Origin of the sequence: Mycobacterium persicum (genome assembly GCF_002086675.1) — a bacterium.
Lineage (GTDB): Bacteria > Actinomycetota > Actinomycetes > Mycobacteriales > Mycobacteriaceae > Mycobacterium > Mycobacterium persicum.
In genome coordinates this window covers 90,373-108,695 of the sequence record NZ_MVIF01000005.1, presented here as the reverse complement: position 1 = coordinate 108,695, position 18,323 = coordinate 90,373, and the positions used below count along the sequence as shown (strand labels likewise).

Here is an 18,323-nt window from a genome sequence, read left to right as displayed (position 1 = left end):
AACCACACCCCGTGCTGCCCACCACCCCGTGGCAGCACACCCGCCACTGGATCAGCGCCACTTCGCACTCTGGGTCCGCATTACACCGGGCAGGCATCCACCCGCTGCTCGGCGTCGGTGTCACCGACCCCACCAACGGCACCCGGATTTGGGAAAGCGAGCTCGCCCCGGACCTGCTGTGGCTCGGCGATCACGTCATCGACGATCTCTGCGTGCTGCCCGGGGCGGCGTACGCCGAGGTCGCGCTGGCCGCCGCGACAGCGGCCTTCCCGGTCGAGCACGACGGGCCCGAGCAGCCCTGGATGATCGGCGAGCTCGACCTCCACCAGATGCTGCACGTGACCGAAGGCACCGTGCTGGTCACCACGCTCACCGGCGACGAACAACGATGCCGGATCGAAATACGCTCTCGCAGTGGGTCTTCGGACTGGACCACCCATGCCACCGCCACCGTTGCCCGCGTCCAGTCAGCCGCGCTGTCGAACGGCGAGGCACCAGCTGCGGCGGTCGGCGACACGGCGGACGAACTCGACCCCGAGGAGCTGTACCAGCTGCTGCGCGGCGCCGGCCAACAACACGGACCGGCATTTCAAGGCATCGTCGGACTCGCCGTCGAGCAATCCGGCGCGGCCCGCGCCGACGTGCGGCTACCCTCGTCGGCCAGGCCGGGTTCCCGCGACTTCTCGCTGCATCCGGTCATGATGGACATCGCGTTGCAGACGCTCGGCGCCACCCGGATGGCCACCGACCTGGCCGGCGGGCGAACCGCCCGGAAATCCCTGGTGGTGCCGGTACGTTACGCGGGCGTACACGTATACGGCGACGTCACCCGCGGCGTCCGCGCCGTCGGCACCCTCGCCGCACGCGAGGGTTCGGAGCGGCTGGTCGGCGAAGTCGTCCTGACCGATCCGGATGGCCGGCCGCTGCTGGTCATCGACGAGGTCGAAATGGCCGTCCTCGGATCCGGCGGCGGCGCAACCGAACTCACCCAACGCCTGTTCACGGTGGAGTGGGAGCCGGCGCCGCTCACCAAGGCGGACCCGACATCCGCGGGCCCGGACCGGCTGTTGTTGATCGGCGACCCTGCCGCGGGCGATCCGCTGCTGCCCGCGTTGCGGTCGTCGCTGTCCGACCGTACCGAGGTGGAACAGGTCTCGCCGCACGACGAAGCGGCGCTGCGCGCGGCGATCACCCGGTCCGGCTCCGGGTGGGACGGCATCGTCATGGTCTGTCCGCCCCGCAGCGTCGACGAATCGTTGCCCGACGACGCTCAGCTGGAGCTGGCGCGGGCGCGCACCCTGCTGATCGCGCGTGTGGTGGAGACCGTGACACGGATGGGCACCCGTAAGAGCCCGCGGCTGTGGATCGTCACCCGCGGCGCCCAGCAGTTCGATCCCACCGACTCGGTCACGTTGGCGCAGACCGAGTTACGTGGAATCGCCCGGGTGTTGACGTTCGAGCATTCCGAACTCAAGACCACCCTCGTCGACATCGAACCCGAAGGCACCGGCTCACTGGCTGACCTGACCGCGGAGCTGCTCGCCGGGTCCGAGCACGACGAGGTCGCCTACCGCGACGGACAGCGCTACGTCAACCGGCTGGTGCCCGCGCCCACCACCGCGAAGGGTGAGCTGGCCGCCGAGTCCCGCCGCACCGTCGTGAACCTCGACGGCACAGGGCCTTTGGGCGGAGCCGTCCGGCTGCAGATCGACCAGCCCGGCCGGCTGGACGCGCTCACGGTCCACGAGGTGAAACGGCCCAGGCCGCAGGGCGATCAGGTCGAGGTCCGGGTGGTCGCCGCGGGACTCAACTTCAGCGACGTGCTCAAGGCGATGGGCGTGTATCCGGGGCTCGACGGCGCCGCGCCGGTGATCGGTGGCGAATGCGTCGGCTACGTGACCGCCGTCGGCGACGACGTAAGGTCCGGGGAGGCCTCGGTCGAGATCGGGCAGCGTGTCATCGCCTTCGGTCCCGGCACATTCGGCACCCACGTGGGCACGCTTGCCGATCTGGTCGTCCCCATCCCCGACACGCTGCCCGACAACGAGGCGGCCACGTTCGGCGTCGCATATCTGACCGCCTGGCATTCACTGTGCGAGGTCGGGCGGCTGGCCCCGGGCGAACGTGTGCTCATCCACTCCGCCACCGGCGGCGTCGGCATGGCGGCGGTCTCGATCGCGAAGATGATCGGCGCCCGCATCTACACCACAGCCGGCTCGGACGCCAAACGCGACATGCTGTCTCAGCTCGGCGTCGAGTACGTCGGCGACTCACGCACCGTGGATTTCGCCGACGAGATCCTCGAGCTCACCAACGGCTACGGGGTCGATGTTGTTCTCAATTCGCTTGCTGGAGAAGCAATCCAGCGTGGCGTGCAGATCCTGGCGCCCGGTGGTCGATTCATCGAGCTGGGCAAGAAGGACGTCTACGCCGACGCCAACCTGGGGCTCGCCGCGCTGGCCAAAAGCGCGTCCTTCTGCGTGGTAGACCTCGACCTTAACCTGAAGCTGCAACCGGCGAAGTACCGCCAGCTGCTGCAACACATCCTGGAGCACGTGGCAGCCGGCAGCCTGCCGGTGCTGCCCGTCACCGAATTCAGCCTGCGCGACGCGGCCGACGCATTCCGGCTGATGGCCTCCGGTAAGCACACCGGCAAAATCGTCATCTCGATACCGGACAGCGGCAGCATCGAAGCGGCCGCGTCGCCGCCTCCGCTTCCATTGGTCAGCCTCGACGGCGGCTACCTGATCGTCGGCGGCATGGGCGGTCTCGGCTTCGTCGTCGCCCGCTGGCTGGTCGAGCAGGGCGCGGGATTGGTTGTGCTGAACGGACGTTCGGCTCCCGGTGACGACGTCGAGGCGGCCATCGCGGAGCTGCGCGCCGCGGGTCACCGGATCGAGGTGGTCACCGGTGACATCGCCGAACCCGGCACCGCTGACCGGCTGGTGCAAGCCGTCGAAGCGGCCGGTTTCCGGCTGGCCGGTGTCCTGCACAGCGCGATGGTGCTGGCCGACGAAATCGTGTTGAACATGACCGATTCGGCTGCCGCGCGGGTTTTCGCTCCGAAGGTCGCCGGCAGCTGGCGGCTGCACCAGGCAACGGCGTCGCGGGACGTGGACTGGTGGCTCACCTTCTCCTCGGCCGCCGCGCTGCTCGGCACACCCGGGCAGGGCGCCTATGCCGCCGCGAACTCCTGGGTCGACGGCCTGGTCGCGTACCGCCGATCCCGCGGACTGCCCGCGATCGGAATCAACTGGGGCCCATGGGCCGAGGTCGGTCGCGCACAGTTCTTCGCCGATCTGGGCGTGTCGATGATCACCGCCGAGCAGGGCCTGGCCGCGATGCAGGCGGTGCTCGCCGCCGATCGGGCGCGCACCGGTGTGTTCAGCCTGGACGCCCGGCAGTGGTTCCAATCCTTCCCCGCCGTGGCCGGGTCGTCGTTGTTCGCAAAGTTGCAGGAGTCGACGGCGCCCCAGCGAAGCGGCGGCGGCAAGGTCCGGGCGCAGCTGGACGCCCTGGACGCGGCCGAACGGCCGGGCTACCTGGCGTCGGCGATCGCCGACGAGATCCGCGGGGTGCTGCGCTCGAGCGATCCGATCGACCACCACCGGCCGTTGGAGACGCTGGGGCTCGATTCGCTGATGGCCCTGGAATTGCGAAACCGGCTGGAAGCAAGTCTGGGCATCACCTTGCCGGTCGCCCTGGTGTGGGCCTACCCGACGATCACCGATCTGGCGGCCGCACTGTGCGAACGCATGGACTATGCGCCGCCGGCCGCTGCGCAACACACGGCGGACGCGGAACCCGAACTGTCTGACGAGGAGATGGATTTGCTCGCCGATCTGGTCGAAGCCAGCGAGCTGGAAGCCGCCGCACGAGGTGAGTCATGACGAGCCTGGCAGAACGCGCGGCGCAACTGTCGCCCAACGCCCGGGCCGCCCTGGCGCGCGAGTTGGTGCGCGCCGGGACGGCCTTCCCCACCGACATCGCAGAGCCGATCGCGGTGGTGGGCGTCGGATGCCGTTTCCCGGGGAATGTGACCGGACCGGAAAGCTTTTGGCAACTGCTTCTCGACGGTGTGGACACCATCGGCGAGGTGCCGCCGGATCGCTGGGATGCCGACGCGTTCTACGATCCCGACCCGTCGGCGTCCGGGCGAATGACGACGAAGTGGGGCGGTTTCGTTTCCGACGTCGACGCTTTCGACGCCGACTTCTTCGGCATCACGCCCCGCGAAGCGGTGGCGATGGACCCGCAGCATCGGATGCTGCTCGAGGTTGCCTGGGAAGCGCTCGAACACGCCGGTATCCAGCCGGATTCCTTGAGCGGCAGCCGAACCGGCGTGATGATGGGGCTGTCGTCGTGGGACTACACGATCGTCAACATCGAACGCAGAGCCGACATCGACGCCTACCTGAGCACCGGTACCCCGCATTGCGCGGCCGTCGGCCGGATCTCCTACCTGCTGGGATTGCGTGGTCCGGCCGTCGCCGTGGACACCGCGTGCTCGTCGTCACTGGTGGCGATCCACCTGGCCTGTCAAAGCCTGCGGCTGCGCGAAACCGACGTCGCACTGGCCGGCGGGGTGCAGCTCACGTTGTCGCCGTTCACCGCGATCGCGCTGTCCAAGTGGTCGGCGCTGTCGCCGACCGGTCGCTGCAACAGCTTCGACGCCAACGCCGACGGATTCGTGCGCGGCGAGGGCTGCGGTGTGGTGGTGCTCAAACGGTTGGCCGACGCGCTGCGCGACCAGGACCGGGTGCTGGCGGTGGTCCGAGGTTCGGCAACCAACTCCGACGGCCGCTCCAACGGCATGCCCGCCCCCAACGCGCTGGCCCAGCGCGACGTGATCGCCTCGGCGCTGCGGCTCGCCGACGTCACCGCCGACAGCGTCCAGTATGTCGAAACACACGGCACCGGAACAATATTGGGCGATCCCATCGAGTTCGAGTCGCTGGCGACCACGTATGGCCTTGGTGGTAAAGGCCAGAGCGAGAGCGCGTGCGCGCTGGGCTCGGTCAAGACCAACATCGGTCACCTGGAGGCCGCCGCCGGGGTGGCCGGATTCATCAAGGCGGTGCTGGCGGTCGAGCGCGGCCAGATTCCGCGCAATCTGCACTTCACCCGGTGGAACCCCGCCATCGACGCGTCGGCGACGCGGCTGTTCGTGCCTACCGAAACCGCCCCGTGGCCCGCGGCATCTGGACCTCGCCGAGCCGCGGTGTCGTCGTTCGGGCTCAGCGGGACCAACGCGCACGTGGTGCTCGAACAAGGCCCGGACCAGGCGCCACCGGCGGCCGTCGAAGCATCCCCTGTCACCACCGTGACGGTGTCGGGTAAGACGGCGCAACGCGTGGCCGCCACGGCCGCGGCGTTGGCCGACTGGATGTCCGGCCCGGGCGCGGCGGCATCGCTTGCCGACGTGGCGCACACCATCAACCATCACCGGCCCCGGCACGCCAAGGTCGCCACCGTGATCGCGCGTGACCGCGCGGAGGCGATCGCAGGCTTGCGGGCGCTGGCGGCCGGACAGCCGCGGGTCGGTGTGGTGGGTTGTGATCAGCGTGCTGGCGGACCGGGCCGGGTATTCGTGTACTCGGGTCAGGGCTCGCAGTGGGCCGGGATGGGCCGGCAGTTGCTGGCCGACGAACCGGCGTTCGCCAAGGCGGTAGCCGAGCTGGAGCCGGTATTCGTTGCCCAGGTTGGCTTTTCGTTACAGCAGACACTTTCCGCGGGCGACGAGGTGGTCGGCATCGACCGCATTCAGCCGGTGCTGGTCGGGATGCAGCTGGCGCTGACCGAGTTGTGGCGGTCCTACGGCGTGACACCCGATGCGGTGATCGGGCATTCGATGGGTGAGGTGGCCGCGGCGGTCGTGGCCGGCGCATTGACACCCGAGCAGGGCATGAAGGTGATCGCCACCCGGTCGCGGTTGATGGCCCGGCTGTCGGGTCAGGGCGCGATGGCGCTGCTCGAACTCGATGCCGATGCCGCCGAGTCGCTGATCGCCGACTATCCGCAGGTGACGCTGGCGGTGTATGCATCGCCGCGTCAGTCGGTGATCGCCGGGCCGCCCGAGGCGGTGGACTCGATCATCGCCGCGGTTGCCGCACAGAATCGGCTGGCGCGACGCGTCGAGGTCGACGTGGCCTCCCATCACCCGATCATTGACCCGATCCTTCCCGAATTGCGAAGTGCGCTGCAGGATTTGACTCCGCAGCCGCCGCGCATCCCGATCATCACGACCACTCGCCCAATCGACGAATACTCACACCCGGTGATGGATGCCGACTATTGGTCGGCCAACTTGCGCAACCCGGTGCGATTCCACCAGGCTGTCGCCGCGGCGGCCGACCGTCACGGCTGTCATGCCTTCATCGAGATGAGTCCGCACCCGGTGCTCATCCACGCCATCACCGAAACCCTGGAGAGCGCCGGCGACCAGATCGTCACGGGGGCGATGAACCGCGACCACGACCAAACGCTGTTCTTCCACACCCAACTCGCCACCGTCGGGGCGACCACCCCGGACGACGCCAACGGACGTCTCGTGGACGCACCGCCCACACCGTGGCAGCACAGCAGGTTCTGGGTCACGGATCGGTCCGCGATGTCGGAACTGGCCGCCAGCCATCCATTGCTCGGCGCCCACATCCAGATGCCCAGCGGCGGAAACCACGTCTGGCAGGCCGATGTCGGCACCGACGTATCCCCGTGGTTGGCCGACCACAAGGTGTTCGGCCAACCGATCATGCCGGCCGCGGCGTTCGCCGAGATCGCGTTGGCCGCGGGCGCCGAAGCGCTGGGCGTATCCGCTGAGTCGATCGGCATGACCCAGTTCGAGGTCGAGCAGATGCTCCCGCTCGATGACCACACCCAGCTGACGACCCAGTTGATTCGCAATGGGGACAGCCAGATTCGGGTCGAAATCTATTCCCGCTCGCCCAACGGCGACTTCCGCCGGCACGCCACGGCCAGGGTCGAACAAGCACCGCCCGACGTCGCGCGCACCCGTCCCGAGGCGCATCGTGCTGCCACCGCGGCAACCGTGTCGCCCGCCGATTTCTATGCCCTGCTCCGCCAGACCGGTCAACACCACGGTCCCGCCTTCGCCGCGCTGAGCCGAATCTCGCGTTTGTCCGACGGTTCCGCCGAAACCGAGATCACCCTTCCCGACGAGGCTCCGCGGCACCCCGGATACCGGCTTCATCCGGCCATGCTGGATGCGGCCCTGCAAAGCCTGGGTGCCGCAATACCCGACGGCGAAGTCGCGGGATCCGCCGAAGCGAGCTATCTGCCGGTGTCCTTCGACAAGATTCGGGTCTACCGTGACATCGGCCGCCACCTCACCTGTCGAGCCCAGCTGTCCAACCTCGACGGCGGCGCCGGCAAGCTGGGCAACGTCGTCCTGATCGACGACACCGGGCAGGCAGCGGCCGAAATCGGCGGCATCTACCTGCGACGGGTTGAGCGCCGGGCGGTGCCACTGCCGTTGTCGCAGAAGATCTTCGATGCCGAGTGGATCGAAAGCCCGATCACGGTCGAGGCCGGTCCAGCGGCGGGATGCGAGGCTGCACCCGGCAGTTGGCTGGTGCTCACCGATGTGACCGCGGATAGCCAAACCCGGCTGATGGCCGACCAGTTCATCGAACGGTGGCGTTCGGTGCGGCGGGTGCTCACCGCCGATCTCGGCGACGAACCGGCGGTGCTGGCCGCATTCGCGGAAACGGCGGGCGATCCGGACCACCCGCCCGTCGGCCTGGTTGTCTTCGCCGGCGGCGCCTCGACCGGATTGGACGACGGACTGGTCGCGGCGCGAGACCGGGTGTGGTCGATCACGACCGTGGTTCGCGCGGTCGTGGGCACCTGGCACGGCCGCTCACCGCGGCTGTGGTTGGTCACCGGCGGCGGACTGCCCGTTCACGACGACGACCCGGGAGCCCCCGCAACGGCATCCTTGAAGGGTCTGGTGCGGGCACTGGCCTTCGAGCATCCCGACATGCGCGCCACCCTGGTCGACCTGGACGACATGCCAGACCCGCTCGCCAAGCTGACCGCGGAACTACGGGACTCGGGCACTGACGACGTGATCGCGTGGCGGGGTGACCGCAGGTTCGTCGAACGCCTGTCGCGCGCCACCCTCGATGCACAAGCGGGTCATCCGGTGGTCCGCCCCGGAGCCTCCTACGTCGTCACCGGTGGTCTCGGCGGGCTCGGGTTGGTGGTCGCGAAATGGCTGGTGGACCGCGGCGCCGGCCGGGTGGTGCTCAATGGCCGCAGCGAACCCACCGACGACCAGCGCCAGGTGTTGGCCGCACTGGAAGCCCGCGCCGAGATCGTGGTCGTCCGCGGCGACGTCGCGGCGCCGGGAGTGGCCGAACGTCTCATCGAGGCCGCAGGACAAGCAGGGGCTGAATTGCGCGGTGTGGTGCACGCCGCCGCGGTCATCGAAGACAGCCTGGTGTTCTCCATGAGCAGGGACACCCTCGAGCGGGTATGGGCACCCAAGGCGGCCGGAGCACTGCGGATGCACCACGCCACCGAGGGCTGTCAGCTCGACTGGTGGCTCGGATTCTCTTCCGTCGCTTCACTATTGGGCTCTCCCGGCCAGGCGGCGTACGCCTGCGCCAGTGCCTGGCTGGACGCGCTGGTCACCTGGCGCCGAGCGTCCGGGCTGCCAGCGGCGGTGATCAACTGGGGGCCGTGGTCGGAGGTGGGCGTGGCGCAAGCCCTGGTCGGCAGCGTCCTGGACACCATCACCCCGGCCGAGGGCATCGAGGCCCTGGATTCGCTGCTGGCCGCCGGCCGGGCCCGCACCGGTGTCGCTAGGCTGCGCGCCGACCGGGCGCTGATCGCCTTCCCGGAGATCCGCGGCATCAGCTACTTCACCCGGGTGGTCGACGAGTTGGACTCGGCGGGCGATCTCGGCGACTGGGCCGGACCCGACGCGCTTGCCGACCTGGACGCGGCCGAGGCGCAGCGGGTCGTGACCGAGCGGATGCGTGCGCGGATCGCTGCGGTGATGGGCTACGCTGACCGGTCAGCTGTCGATCCCGCCGTACCGCTGACAGAGCTGGGGCTTGACTCTCTGATGGCGGTGCGGATCCGCAACGGCGCGCGGGCCGACTTCGGCGTGGAACCGCCGGTGGCACTGATCTTGCAGGGGGCGTCCCTGCATGACCTGACCGTCGACCTGATGCGCCAACTCGGGCTCTCGGGCCCCGACCAGACGCTGGAAAACCAAAAAAGCATGGCCACCGTTCGCGACCGCGCGCAGCAACGCGCGGCAGCGCGACATGGAGCCGCGGCACGGCGGCGGCCAACACCCCCCAAACCTCAAGTACACGGAGGACAAGACTTGTGAGCACACCCGACAACGCCATCGCGGTCGTCGGCATGGCCGGCAGATTCCCGGGCGCGAACGATCTGTCGACCTTTTGGAGCAATCTTCGGCGCGGCAAGGAGTCGATCGTCACCCTGTCGGAACAGGAACTGCGCGACGCGGGCGTCAGCGACAAGACGCTGGCCGACCCGGCATACGTGCGTCGCGCGCCGCTACTGGACGGGATAGACGAATTCGACGCTGACTTCTTCGGATTCCCCCCGCTGGCCGCGCAGGTGCTCGACCCGCAACACCGGCTGTTCCTGCAATGCGCGTGGCATGCGCTCGAGGACGCCGGCTGTGACCCCGCCCAGTTCGACGGCTCGATCGGCGTGTACGGGACCAGCTCTCCCAGCGGCTATCTGCTGCACAACCTGCTGTCGCATCGAGACCCGAACGCCGTGCTGGCCGAGGGACTCAACTTCGACCAGTTCAGCCTGTTCCTGCAGAACGACAAGGATTTCCTGGCGACGCGGATATCTCATGCGTTCAACTTGCGCGGCCCGAGCATCGCGGTCCAAACCGCCTGCTCGTCCTCGCTGGTCGCGGTGCACCTGGCCTGCCTGAGCCTGCTGTCCGGCGAGTGCGACATGGCACTGGCCGGCGGGTCATCGTTGTGCATCCCGCACCGCGTCGGTTACTGGAACTCGCCGGGATCGATGGTATCGGCGGTCGGCCATTGCCGGCCCTTCGACGTGCGCGCCGACGGCACCGTCTTCGGCAGCGGTGTGGCGATGGTGGCGCTCAAGCCGTTGCAGGCGGCCATCGACGCCGGCGACCGCATTCACGCCGTCATCCGCGGATCGGCGATCAACAACGACGGATCGGCGAAAATGGGCTACGCGGCCCCCAATCCGGCCGCCCAGGCAGACGTCATCGCCGAAGCCCACGCGGTGGCGGGCGTCGATTCCTCGACCGTCAGCTATGTCGAGTGCCACGGCACCGGCACCCCGCTGGGTGACCCCATCGAAATCCAAGGGCTGCGAACGGCATTCGAGTTCTCCGAAACGCCCCGCCCGGGCCCGTGCGTGCTCGGCTCGGTCAAGTCCAACATCGGCCACCTGGAAGTCGCCGCCGGAATCGCGGGTCTGATCAAGACGATCCTGTGCCTGAAGCACAAAGCAATCCCCGCAACATTGCACTACACCAGCCCGAACCCCGAGCTGCGGCTCGACCAAAGTCCGTTCGTCGTGCAAAGCAAGTACGGCCCGTGGGAATGGGACGGCGTGCTTCGCGCCGGGGTGAGCTCGTTCGGGGTCGGCGGCACCAATGCGCACGTCGTTTTGGAGCAGGCACCCGCGGTTCCGGCCCACACCGCAACCACCGGACCTCAGGTGCTGCTGCTGTCCGCGAAAACTACTGCCGCGCTGCGGGAGTCGCGCAACGCCCTGGCCAGCGCGCTGGAACGGCCGGAGTGCCCGGACGTATCCGACGTGGCCTACACCCTCACTCGGCGCCGCAAGCACAACATCACCATGGCCGCCGTAGTCCACGACCGCGAACACGCCGTCAAGGTGTTGCGGGCGGCCGAGCACGACAACGTCTTCGTCGGCGACTCCGGCACCGGCGGTGCCGCTGAAACAACCACGTCGCCGGCGTCGGACCGGGTCGTTTTCCTCTTCCCCGGGCAGGGCGCACAGCACGTCGGCATGGCGAAGGGGCTCTACGACACCGAGCCCGTTTTCGCCGAATACTTCGACACCTGCGCCGCCGGATTCCGCGACGAGATGGGCGTCGATCTGCATGCCGAGGTGTTCAGCGGGACCGCAACGGATCTGGAGCGCATCGACCGATCGCAACCGGCGCTGTTCACGGTGGAGTACGCGCTCGCCAAGCTGGTCGACAGCTACGGGGTGCGTGCCGGCGCCTACATCGGCTACAGCACCGGCGAATACATCGCGGCCACTCTGGCCGGGGTATTCGACCTCGACACGGCGATCAAAACCGTCGCGCTACGGGCTCGCCTGATGCATGAGTCCCCGCCCGGCGCCATGGTCGCGGTGGCGGTGGGCCCCGACGAGGTCGCGCAGTACCTCTCACCAGGGGTGGAGCTCTCCGCAGTCAACGATCCCGGCAACTGCGTGGTCGCCGGCCCGAAGGGCGCGATTCGCGAGTTCACCCAACGTCTCAACGAGGCCGGGATACCCGTTCGCCGGGTCCGCGCCGGGCACGCGTTTCACACCAGCGCGATGGATCCGATGTTGGATGAATTCCAGGCATACCTGTCCCGGCAGCAGCTCAGTGCTCCGCGCACGCCGTTGCTGAGTAACCTCACCGGAACGTGGTTGACCGAGCAGCAGGTCACCGATCCGGCCACCTGGGCACGCCAGATCAGTTCCGCGATCAGGTTCGCCGACGAACTCGACGTGGTGCTGGCAGATCCGGGTCGAGTCCTCGTCGAGGTCGGTCCCGGCGGGAGCCTCACCGGTTCGGCGATCCGGCATCCGAAGTGGTCGGCCACGCATCGTGCTGTCCGGCTCATGCGTCACCCGATTCAAAACGCCGACGACCGCGACACCTTCCTGCGCGCCCTGGGTGAGCTGTGGTCCGCCGGAATCGAGGTTGACTGGACGCCGCGGCGTGCGGCCCAGCCGCAGCTGGTTTCCCTGCCCGGTTATCCGTTTGCCCGCCAACGGCATTGGGTGGAACCCAAGCACATGGTCTGGTCGCAGGTTCCCGCCGGGAGCAACGGCTCGCCGGTGGGTGCGGGGACTGGCGCGGGCACCGCCGAAGTGGCGCAGAACGGAGAATCCCAGACCGAGACCACGTTGCGTCGAATCTGGGAGCAGTGCATGGGTGTCAGCTCCATCGATCGAAACGCCAATTTCTTTGACATGGGCGGCGATTCCCTGATGGCCATCAGCATCGCGATGTCCGCCGCCAATGAGGGCCTGAGCATTACACCGCAGGACCTGTACGAATACCCGACCCTGGCCGCGCTGACGGCTGCCGTCGATGCCTCGTTCGCGGCGAGCGGTTTGGCCAAAGCCCCGGTGACTGACGCACATCCGGCGGTTCCACCGAATATCGCGTACTTCCTCGACCGGGGACTGCGCGACACCGGTCACTGGCGCGTCCCGATGATCCTGCGCCTCGACCCCAAAATCGGCTCGGAGGATGTCCGGGCAGTGCTGACCGCGGTGGCCAACCACCACGACGCATTGCGGCTGCAGCTCGTCGACAATGCCGGAATGTGGGAGCAACACATCGCACCATCGGCGGAGTTCACTCGGCTTTCGACGGTGTCACTTCCTGATGACGTGGCCGCCGGCAGCCCGGAGGAACGAGCTGCGGTGTCGAAGATTCTGGCCGAATTGCCCTCAGATCAAGGTGATTCGGATGTGCCGCTGGCAGCAGTGCGTATCACCGGTGCGCACGGCGGTCCGCACTACCTGGGGCTGGCCGTGCACGAGACGGTCAACGACGATGTATCGCGTCAAATCCTGGGACGCGACATCGTCACCGCGTTCGAGCAGCGGTTGGCGGGCGAGGAGATCACGCTGGAGCCAGTCACCACCGGGTGGCGGGATTGGTCGGTTCGCTGCGCGGCCCTCGCGACGCATCCCGCAGCCCTCGACACTCGCTCCTACTGGATCGAAAACTCAACCAAGGCAACCTTGTGGCTGGCTGACCAAGACATCACGCAACCGCCCAGCACCGAGGATCTGACCAAGTTCTCAACTACGCTGAGCGTCGAGCAGACATTCGAGCTCGATGATGCTCGGCGCCGGTTCCGGCGGTCGATCCAGGAGATCGTGCTGGCCGCGCTCGGCCGAACGATAGGCAAGACGGTCGGTGACGGTGTGGTGGCCGTCGAACTCGAGGGCGAGGGGCGCTCGGTGCTACGGCCGGACATCGACCTGCGCCGGACCGTCGGCTGGTTCACGACGTACTACCCGATTGCGCTGGCCTGCGCGAGCGGACCGGGCACGTCGGCGATTCAACAGCTGGACGCCGTTCACAACACCGTTAAATCCGTTCCGCACTATGGGATTGGCTACGGGCTGCTGCGGTATCTGTATGCGCCGACCGGACGCATGCTCGGTGCGCAGCGCACCCCCGACATCCACTTCCGGTATGCGGGCGTCATTCCCGAGCTGCCGAGCACCGATGCACCGGTACAGTTCGACTCCGACATGACGATGCCCGTGCGCGAGACGATCCCTGGGTTGGGCCATGCGATCGAGCTCCGGGCGTATCGCTCCGGTGGCTCATTGCATCTCGATTGGTGGTATGACACCCGTCGTATCCCCGCAGCAACGGTGGAAACGCTGGCACTGAGCTTCCCGGCCACACTGAGCGGATTGATCCAGGAGGCCATCGCGGCCGAGCATGACGAGATCGAAACGATTGGGGCACCCGAAGCGGGTGCCCTGGTGGACTTGTCCAGCCTGGATGCGGGCTGAGGAGGATCGGAATGCGCAACAACGACATGGCAGTAGTGGTCCGCGGGATTCACAAGGCGTTCGGCACGGTAGTGGCCCTCGATGACGTCAGTTTCGAAGTGGGCCGCGGCGAAGTGATCGGGCTGCTCGGTCCCAACGGAGCCGGCAAGACCACCATGGTGGACATCTTGTCGACGCTGACCCGGCCCGATGGCGGCTCGGCGACGGTCGCCGGCCACGACGTCGTTTCGGATCCGGCCGGTGTGCGCCGCTCGATCATGGTCACCGGACAGCAGGTGGCCGTCGACGACGCCCTGACCGGTGAGCAGAATCTGGTGTTGTTCGGTCGCCTGTACGGGCTGAGCAAGTCCGAAGCACGTCGCAGGTCGCAGGAACTGCTCGAGCAATTCGGGCTCATGCATGCCGCGAAGCGGCGGGTGAGCACCTATTCGGGCGGGATGCGTCGGCGCATCGACATCGCGTGCGGATTGGTGGTCCAGCCGCAAGTGGCTTTCCTCGACGAGCCCACCACGGGACTGGACCCAAGAAGCCGGCAGGCGATTTGGGATCTGGTGGCCAGCTTCAAGAAGCTCGGCGTCGCCACCTTGTTGACGACACAGTATCTCGAGGAAGCGGATGCGCTCAGTGACCGGATCATTTTGATCGACCACGGCACGATCATCGCCGAGGGCACCGCGAATGAGCTCAAGCACCGTGCCGGCGACACATTCTGCGAAATCGTGCCGCGAGATCTCAAGGACCTGGACGCCATCGTCGCGGCGCTCGGCTCGCTGCTGCCCGAGCAGAGCAGGGCCATCCTGACACCCGAGTCAGACCGGATCACAATGCCGGCGCCAGACGGCACGCACACCCTGATCGAGGCCGCGCGCCGAATCGACGAGGCGAACATCGAGCTGGCCGACATCGCGCTACGCCGGCCGTCGCTCGATGACGTATTCCTGTCCATGACAACAGATCCCAGCGAGTCGCTGAGTCATCTAGCGTCGGCGGGCATGCGATGAGCGCCGCGGCCACCGTTCCCACCCCGGCACCGGCCTTCAAGGGGTTCAGCCCGACCGTGGAGAAGCTGAACCAGTCGACGCTTCGGCAATGGCGGGTGCTCATCAGTCGCTTGTTCTTGCGCACGAGCATCGGCGAGTTGCTCACCACCGCCGGCGCGCCGGTGGTTTTCATGGTGGGCTTCTACATACCCTTCGCCATACCGTGGAACCACTTTGTCGGGGGTGCAAGCTCCGGCGTCGCCAGTAACCTCGGGCAGTACATCACGCCGTTGGTCACACTGCAGGCCATCTCGTTCGCCGCCATCGGGTCGGGCTTCCGGGCGGCAACCGACTCGCTGCTGGGTGTCAATAGACGGTTTAGCTCGATGCCGATCGCCCCGGTGACGCCGGTGCTTGCCCGCGCGACGGTCTCGGTGTACCGGTGCTCCATCGGTTTGGCGGTATCGCTGGTCTGCGGCTACGTGATCGGATTCCGGTTCCACCGCGGGGCCCTCTACATCGTCGGCTTTTGCTTATTGGTGCTGGCGATCGGGGCTGTGCTGTCATTCGGCACCGACCTGCTTGGCACAGTTACCAAGAACCCCGACGCCATGCTGCCGCTGCTGACCTTGCCCATTTTGATCTTCGGACTATTGTCGGTCGGCCTGATGCCGTTGAGGCTGTTTCCTCGGTGGATCCACCCGTTTGTCCGCAACCAACCGATCTCGCAGTTCGTTGAGGCGATGCGGGCGCTGGCCGGAGATACCACCAAGAGAGTCTTACCGGTGACGTGGCCTGTGATGGCACCGACGCTGGCATGGATCGTCGGTTTCACACTGTTGTTGGTGCCCATGTCCGTCGTCGTATTGTCCAGGCGGCGATGATGCCGGCCACAACTGAGGAAGTCGGGCTCGCGCCGGCGCGCTCGCAGAACCCGGAGAACTCTGTTCGCCTGCTCGTTGAGCAAACTCTCTTGCAGACCAAGCGGTTACTCATTCGGTGGGCGCGTGACTATGTCACCGTCGTCGGAGCGATCGTGTTGCCGATTCTGTTCATGGTGGTGTTGAACATCGTGCTCGGTAACCTGGCTTACGCCGTGACCCACGACAGCGGGCTCTACAGCATTGTTCCGCTCATCTCGATCGGTGCCGCGATCACTGGCTCAACATTTGTCGCGATAGACCTGATGCGCGAGCGCTCCATGGGTTTGCTTTCCCGATTGTGGGTGGTGCCGGTGCACCGGGCATCGGGTCTGATCGCTCGAATTCTGGCGAATGCGGTACGGACGCTGTTCACCACTTTGGTGATGCTGGGCACGGGCGTTGTGTTGGGTTTCCGGTTTCGGCAGGGCGTGATCCCGAGCCTCATGTGGGTAAGTGTCCCGGTGATACTGGGCATCGCTATCGCCGCCATCGTCACCACCGTCGCGCTCTACACCGCGCAGACCGTCGTGGTTGAAGGCGTGGAGCTGGTGCAAGCGATCGCGATTTTCTTCTCCACCGGCCTGGTACCGCTCAACTCTTATCCAGGCTGGATTCAGCCGGTCGTCGCCCATCAGCCAGTCAGCTATGCCATCGCGGCGATGCGAGGCTATGCGATGGGCGGCCCGGTCCTGTCTCCGATGATCGGGATGCTGGTGTGGACCATCGGTATTTGCGTCGCATGCGCGGTACCGATGGCCATCGGTTACCGACGGGCCAGCACGCACTGACCGAGCATGCGCTGGCCCGGCATGCAATGACCAGTAGGGGTTCTTGAGGTGTTTTCCGGATCCGTGATTCGAAAGCTGTCGCACAGTGAAGAAATCTTTGCGCAGTACGAGGTTTTCACGTCGATGACAATCCAGCTGCGCGGCGCGGTCGACGTCGACGCGCTGTCGGATGCTTTCGATGCCCTCCTCGAGGCCCATCCGGTCTTGGCGGGTCACCTCGAGCCAAGCCCCGATGGCGGTTGGAATCTGGTTGCCGACGACATGCTCCACTCGGGGATCTGTGTCGTCGACGGCACCAACGGGGCGTCTTCGGGAGACTCACAGATCCGGCTCGACCAGAGTGTGTCGTTGATGGATTCGCGGCTGACGCTCAACGAGGGAGGGGCCGAGCTGACCCTGTATGTCCATCACAGCATGGCCGATGGTCACCACGGGGCCGCTCTCGTAGACGAGCTGTTCTCCCGGTACACCGATGCGGTAACTACCGGTGATCCCGGTCCGATAATCCCGCAGTCCGCCCCGCTGCCCATGGAGATCCTGCTCGAACAGCGGGGCGTCAAGAAGCAAGGGCTATCGGGAGCCGAGCGTTTCATGTCGGTGATGTTCGCCTATGAGCTTCCTGACACCACCAAGGCGGCTGTCCTCGCCGATCCTGGATCACCCCAAGCTGTTCCAGTGAGCAGACTCCTGCTCTCCAAGCTGGAGACATCGGACCTCGTTGCATTCGGGCGTGAACATCGACTCAGCGTCAACGCCGTGGTCGCGGCGGCTATCCTGCTGACCGAGTGGCGGCTGCGCAACACCCCGCACGTCCCGATCCCCTACGTTTACCCCGTCGACTTGCGATTTCTTCTTGCGCCGCCGGTGGCGCCGACCGAAAGCACGAACCTGCTCGGGGCAGCCTCCTACCTTGCGGAGATCGGCCCGGATACCGACATCGTCGATCTGGCAAGCGATATCGTTGCCACCCTGCGCGCTGATTTGGCCAATGGTGTGATCCAGCAGTCGGGGCTCCACTTCGGCACAGCATTCGAAGGAACTCCTGCCGGGCTGCCGCCACTTGTCTTCTGCACCGACGCAACCGCGTTCCCAACTATGCGCACACCACCGGGTCTTGAGCTGAAAGACATTCGGGGCCAGTTCTATTGCTCCATCAGCGTCCCTCTCGATCTGTATTCGTGTGGCGTCTACGATGGGCAACTGATCATCGAGCATCATGGGCACCTGGCGGAACCGGAAAAGTCCCTCGAGATGATACGTTCCATGCTGTGCACTGTTCCCTCCGAGTATGGCTGGGTTATGGAATAACCGGATGTCAACGGCTGCAGAGTAATTCGTCAACCAGCCGGGGAGCTGGCGTCTCGTGGGTGATGCAGGTAGCGGCGGCGTTGCCGGATAACCGGTTTGCCGACCACGCCGGACCGGCGCTTGATCCGCGTCATTGAGCCAATCCAATCTTGTGGGGCACAGGAGATCAGCGGACCCGGTGATGTCGGCGGCGACGGTGTCGAGCTGAGTTAAGAGCAGACGATAACGGCCGCGACCTCCACTGCTGGTCCGGCGGAGGTATTCTCCGGCCACACGGCACCAACGGCGAATGGACACCCTGCGTCGCAACATCCTGGGAACCTTGTCCGGTGTGCCCCAAGGTCTGGCGCCATAACGGCGTCCAGCGTGCGACATCACACCGACGCTTTCCACGTATTCTCCACCGTGATGATGATCATAAGAAAGCTCACTTTCATTTGCAGGACGGGCGGGTGCGCTAACTTCGAAAAGGGCCGACGCCAATCGCATTAACCCGAATTTGCCGTCAATCGCCGTACCAACGAATGCGGGTATCT

The 18,323-nt window shown here is 66.5% G+C and carries 7 protein-coding genes; all 7 read left to right on the top strand.

Annotated features, from left to right (window positions below):
• On the top strand, positions 1–3,890 hold a 3,890-nt coding region (locus BST40_RS03455), incomplete at its 5' end, for an SDR family NAD(P)-dependent oxidoreductase (protein WP_142276702.1).
• Positions 3,887–9,364 carry a type I polyketide synthase gene (locus tag BST40_RS03450; protein ID WP_083153436.1) on the top strand — a complete coding sequence of 1,826 codons (5,478 nt, stop codon included), beginning with the start codon at positions 3,887–3,889 and terminating at the stop codon, positions 9,362–9,364. The genes BST40_RS03455 and BST40_RS03450, both read left to right, overlap by 4 nt.
• Positions 9,361–13,788, top strand: coding sequence for a type I polyketide synthase (locus BST40_RS03445; protein WP_083153434.1), 4,428 nt, complete (start codon positions 9,361–9,363; stop codon positions 13,786–13,788). The genes BST40_RS03450 and BST40_RS03445 overlap by 4 nt, the downstream gene beginning before the upstream one ends.
• Positions 13,789–13,799: 11 nt before the next feature.
• Entirely contained in the window at positions 13,800–14,789 is a 990-nt protein-coding gene (locus BST40_RS03440; protein ID WP_075545334.1) for an ATP-binding cassette domain-containing protein, read from the top strand.
• Complete coding sequence (locus BST40_RS03435) at positions 14,786–15,652, top strand: ABC transporter permease (RefSeq protein WP_075545335.1); 867 nt, start codon at positions 14,786–14,788, stop codon at positions 15,650–15,652. Before BST40_RS03440 ends, BST40_RS03435 begins: the two co-directional genes overlap by 4 nt.
• Positions 15,652–16,479, top strand: coding sequence for an ABC transporter permease (locus BST40_RS03430; RefSeq protein WP_371687017.1), 828 nt, complete (start codon positions 15,652–15,654; stop codon positions 16,477–16,479). Before BST40_RS03435 ends, BST40_RS03430 begins: the two co-directional genes overlap by 1 nt.
• Positions 16,480–16,527: 48 nt before the next feature.
• On the top strand, positions 16,528–17,787 hold the full coding sequence (locus BST40_RS03425; RefSeq protein ID WP_075545337.1) for a phthiocerol/phthiodiolone dimycocerosyl transferase: 1,260 nt from the start codon (positions 16,528–16,530) through the stop codon (positions 17,785–17,787).
• Positions 17,788–18,323: the final 536 nt, after the last annotated feature.

What these genes read in the sequence shown, in the direction of transcription:
- BST40_RS03450 (WP_083153436.1), top strand. Translation starts at nt 3,887, where the DNA reads ATGACGAGCCTGGCAGAACGCGCGGCGCAACTGTCGCCCAACGCCCGG.
- BST40_RS03440 (WP_075545334.1), top strand. Translation starts at nt 13,800, where the DNA reads ATGCGCAACAACGACATGGCAGTAGTGGTCCGCGGGATTCACAAGGCG.
- BST40_RS03435 (WP_075545335.1), top strand. Translation starts at nt 14,786, where the DNA reads ATGAGCGCCGCGGCCACCGTTCCCACCCCGGCACCGGCCTTCAAGGGG.
- BST40_RS03430 (WP_371687017.1), top strand. Translation starts at nt 15,652, where the DNA reads ATGCCGGCCACAACTGAGGAAGTCGGGCTCGCGCCGGCGCGCTCGCAG.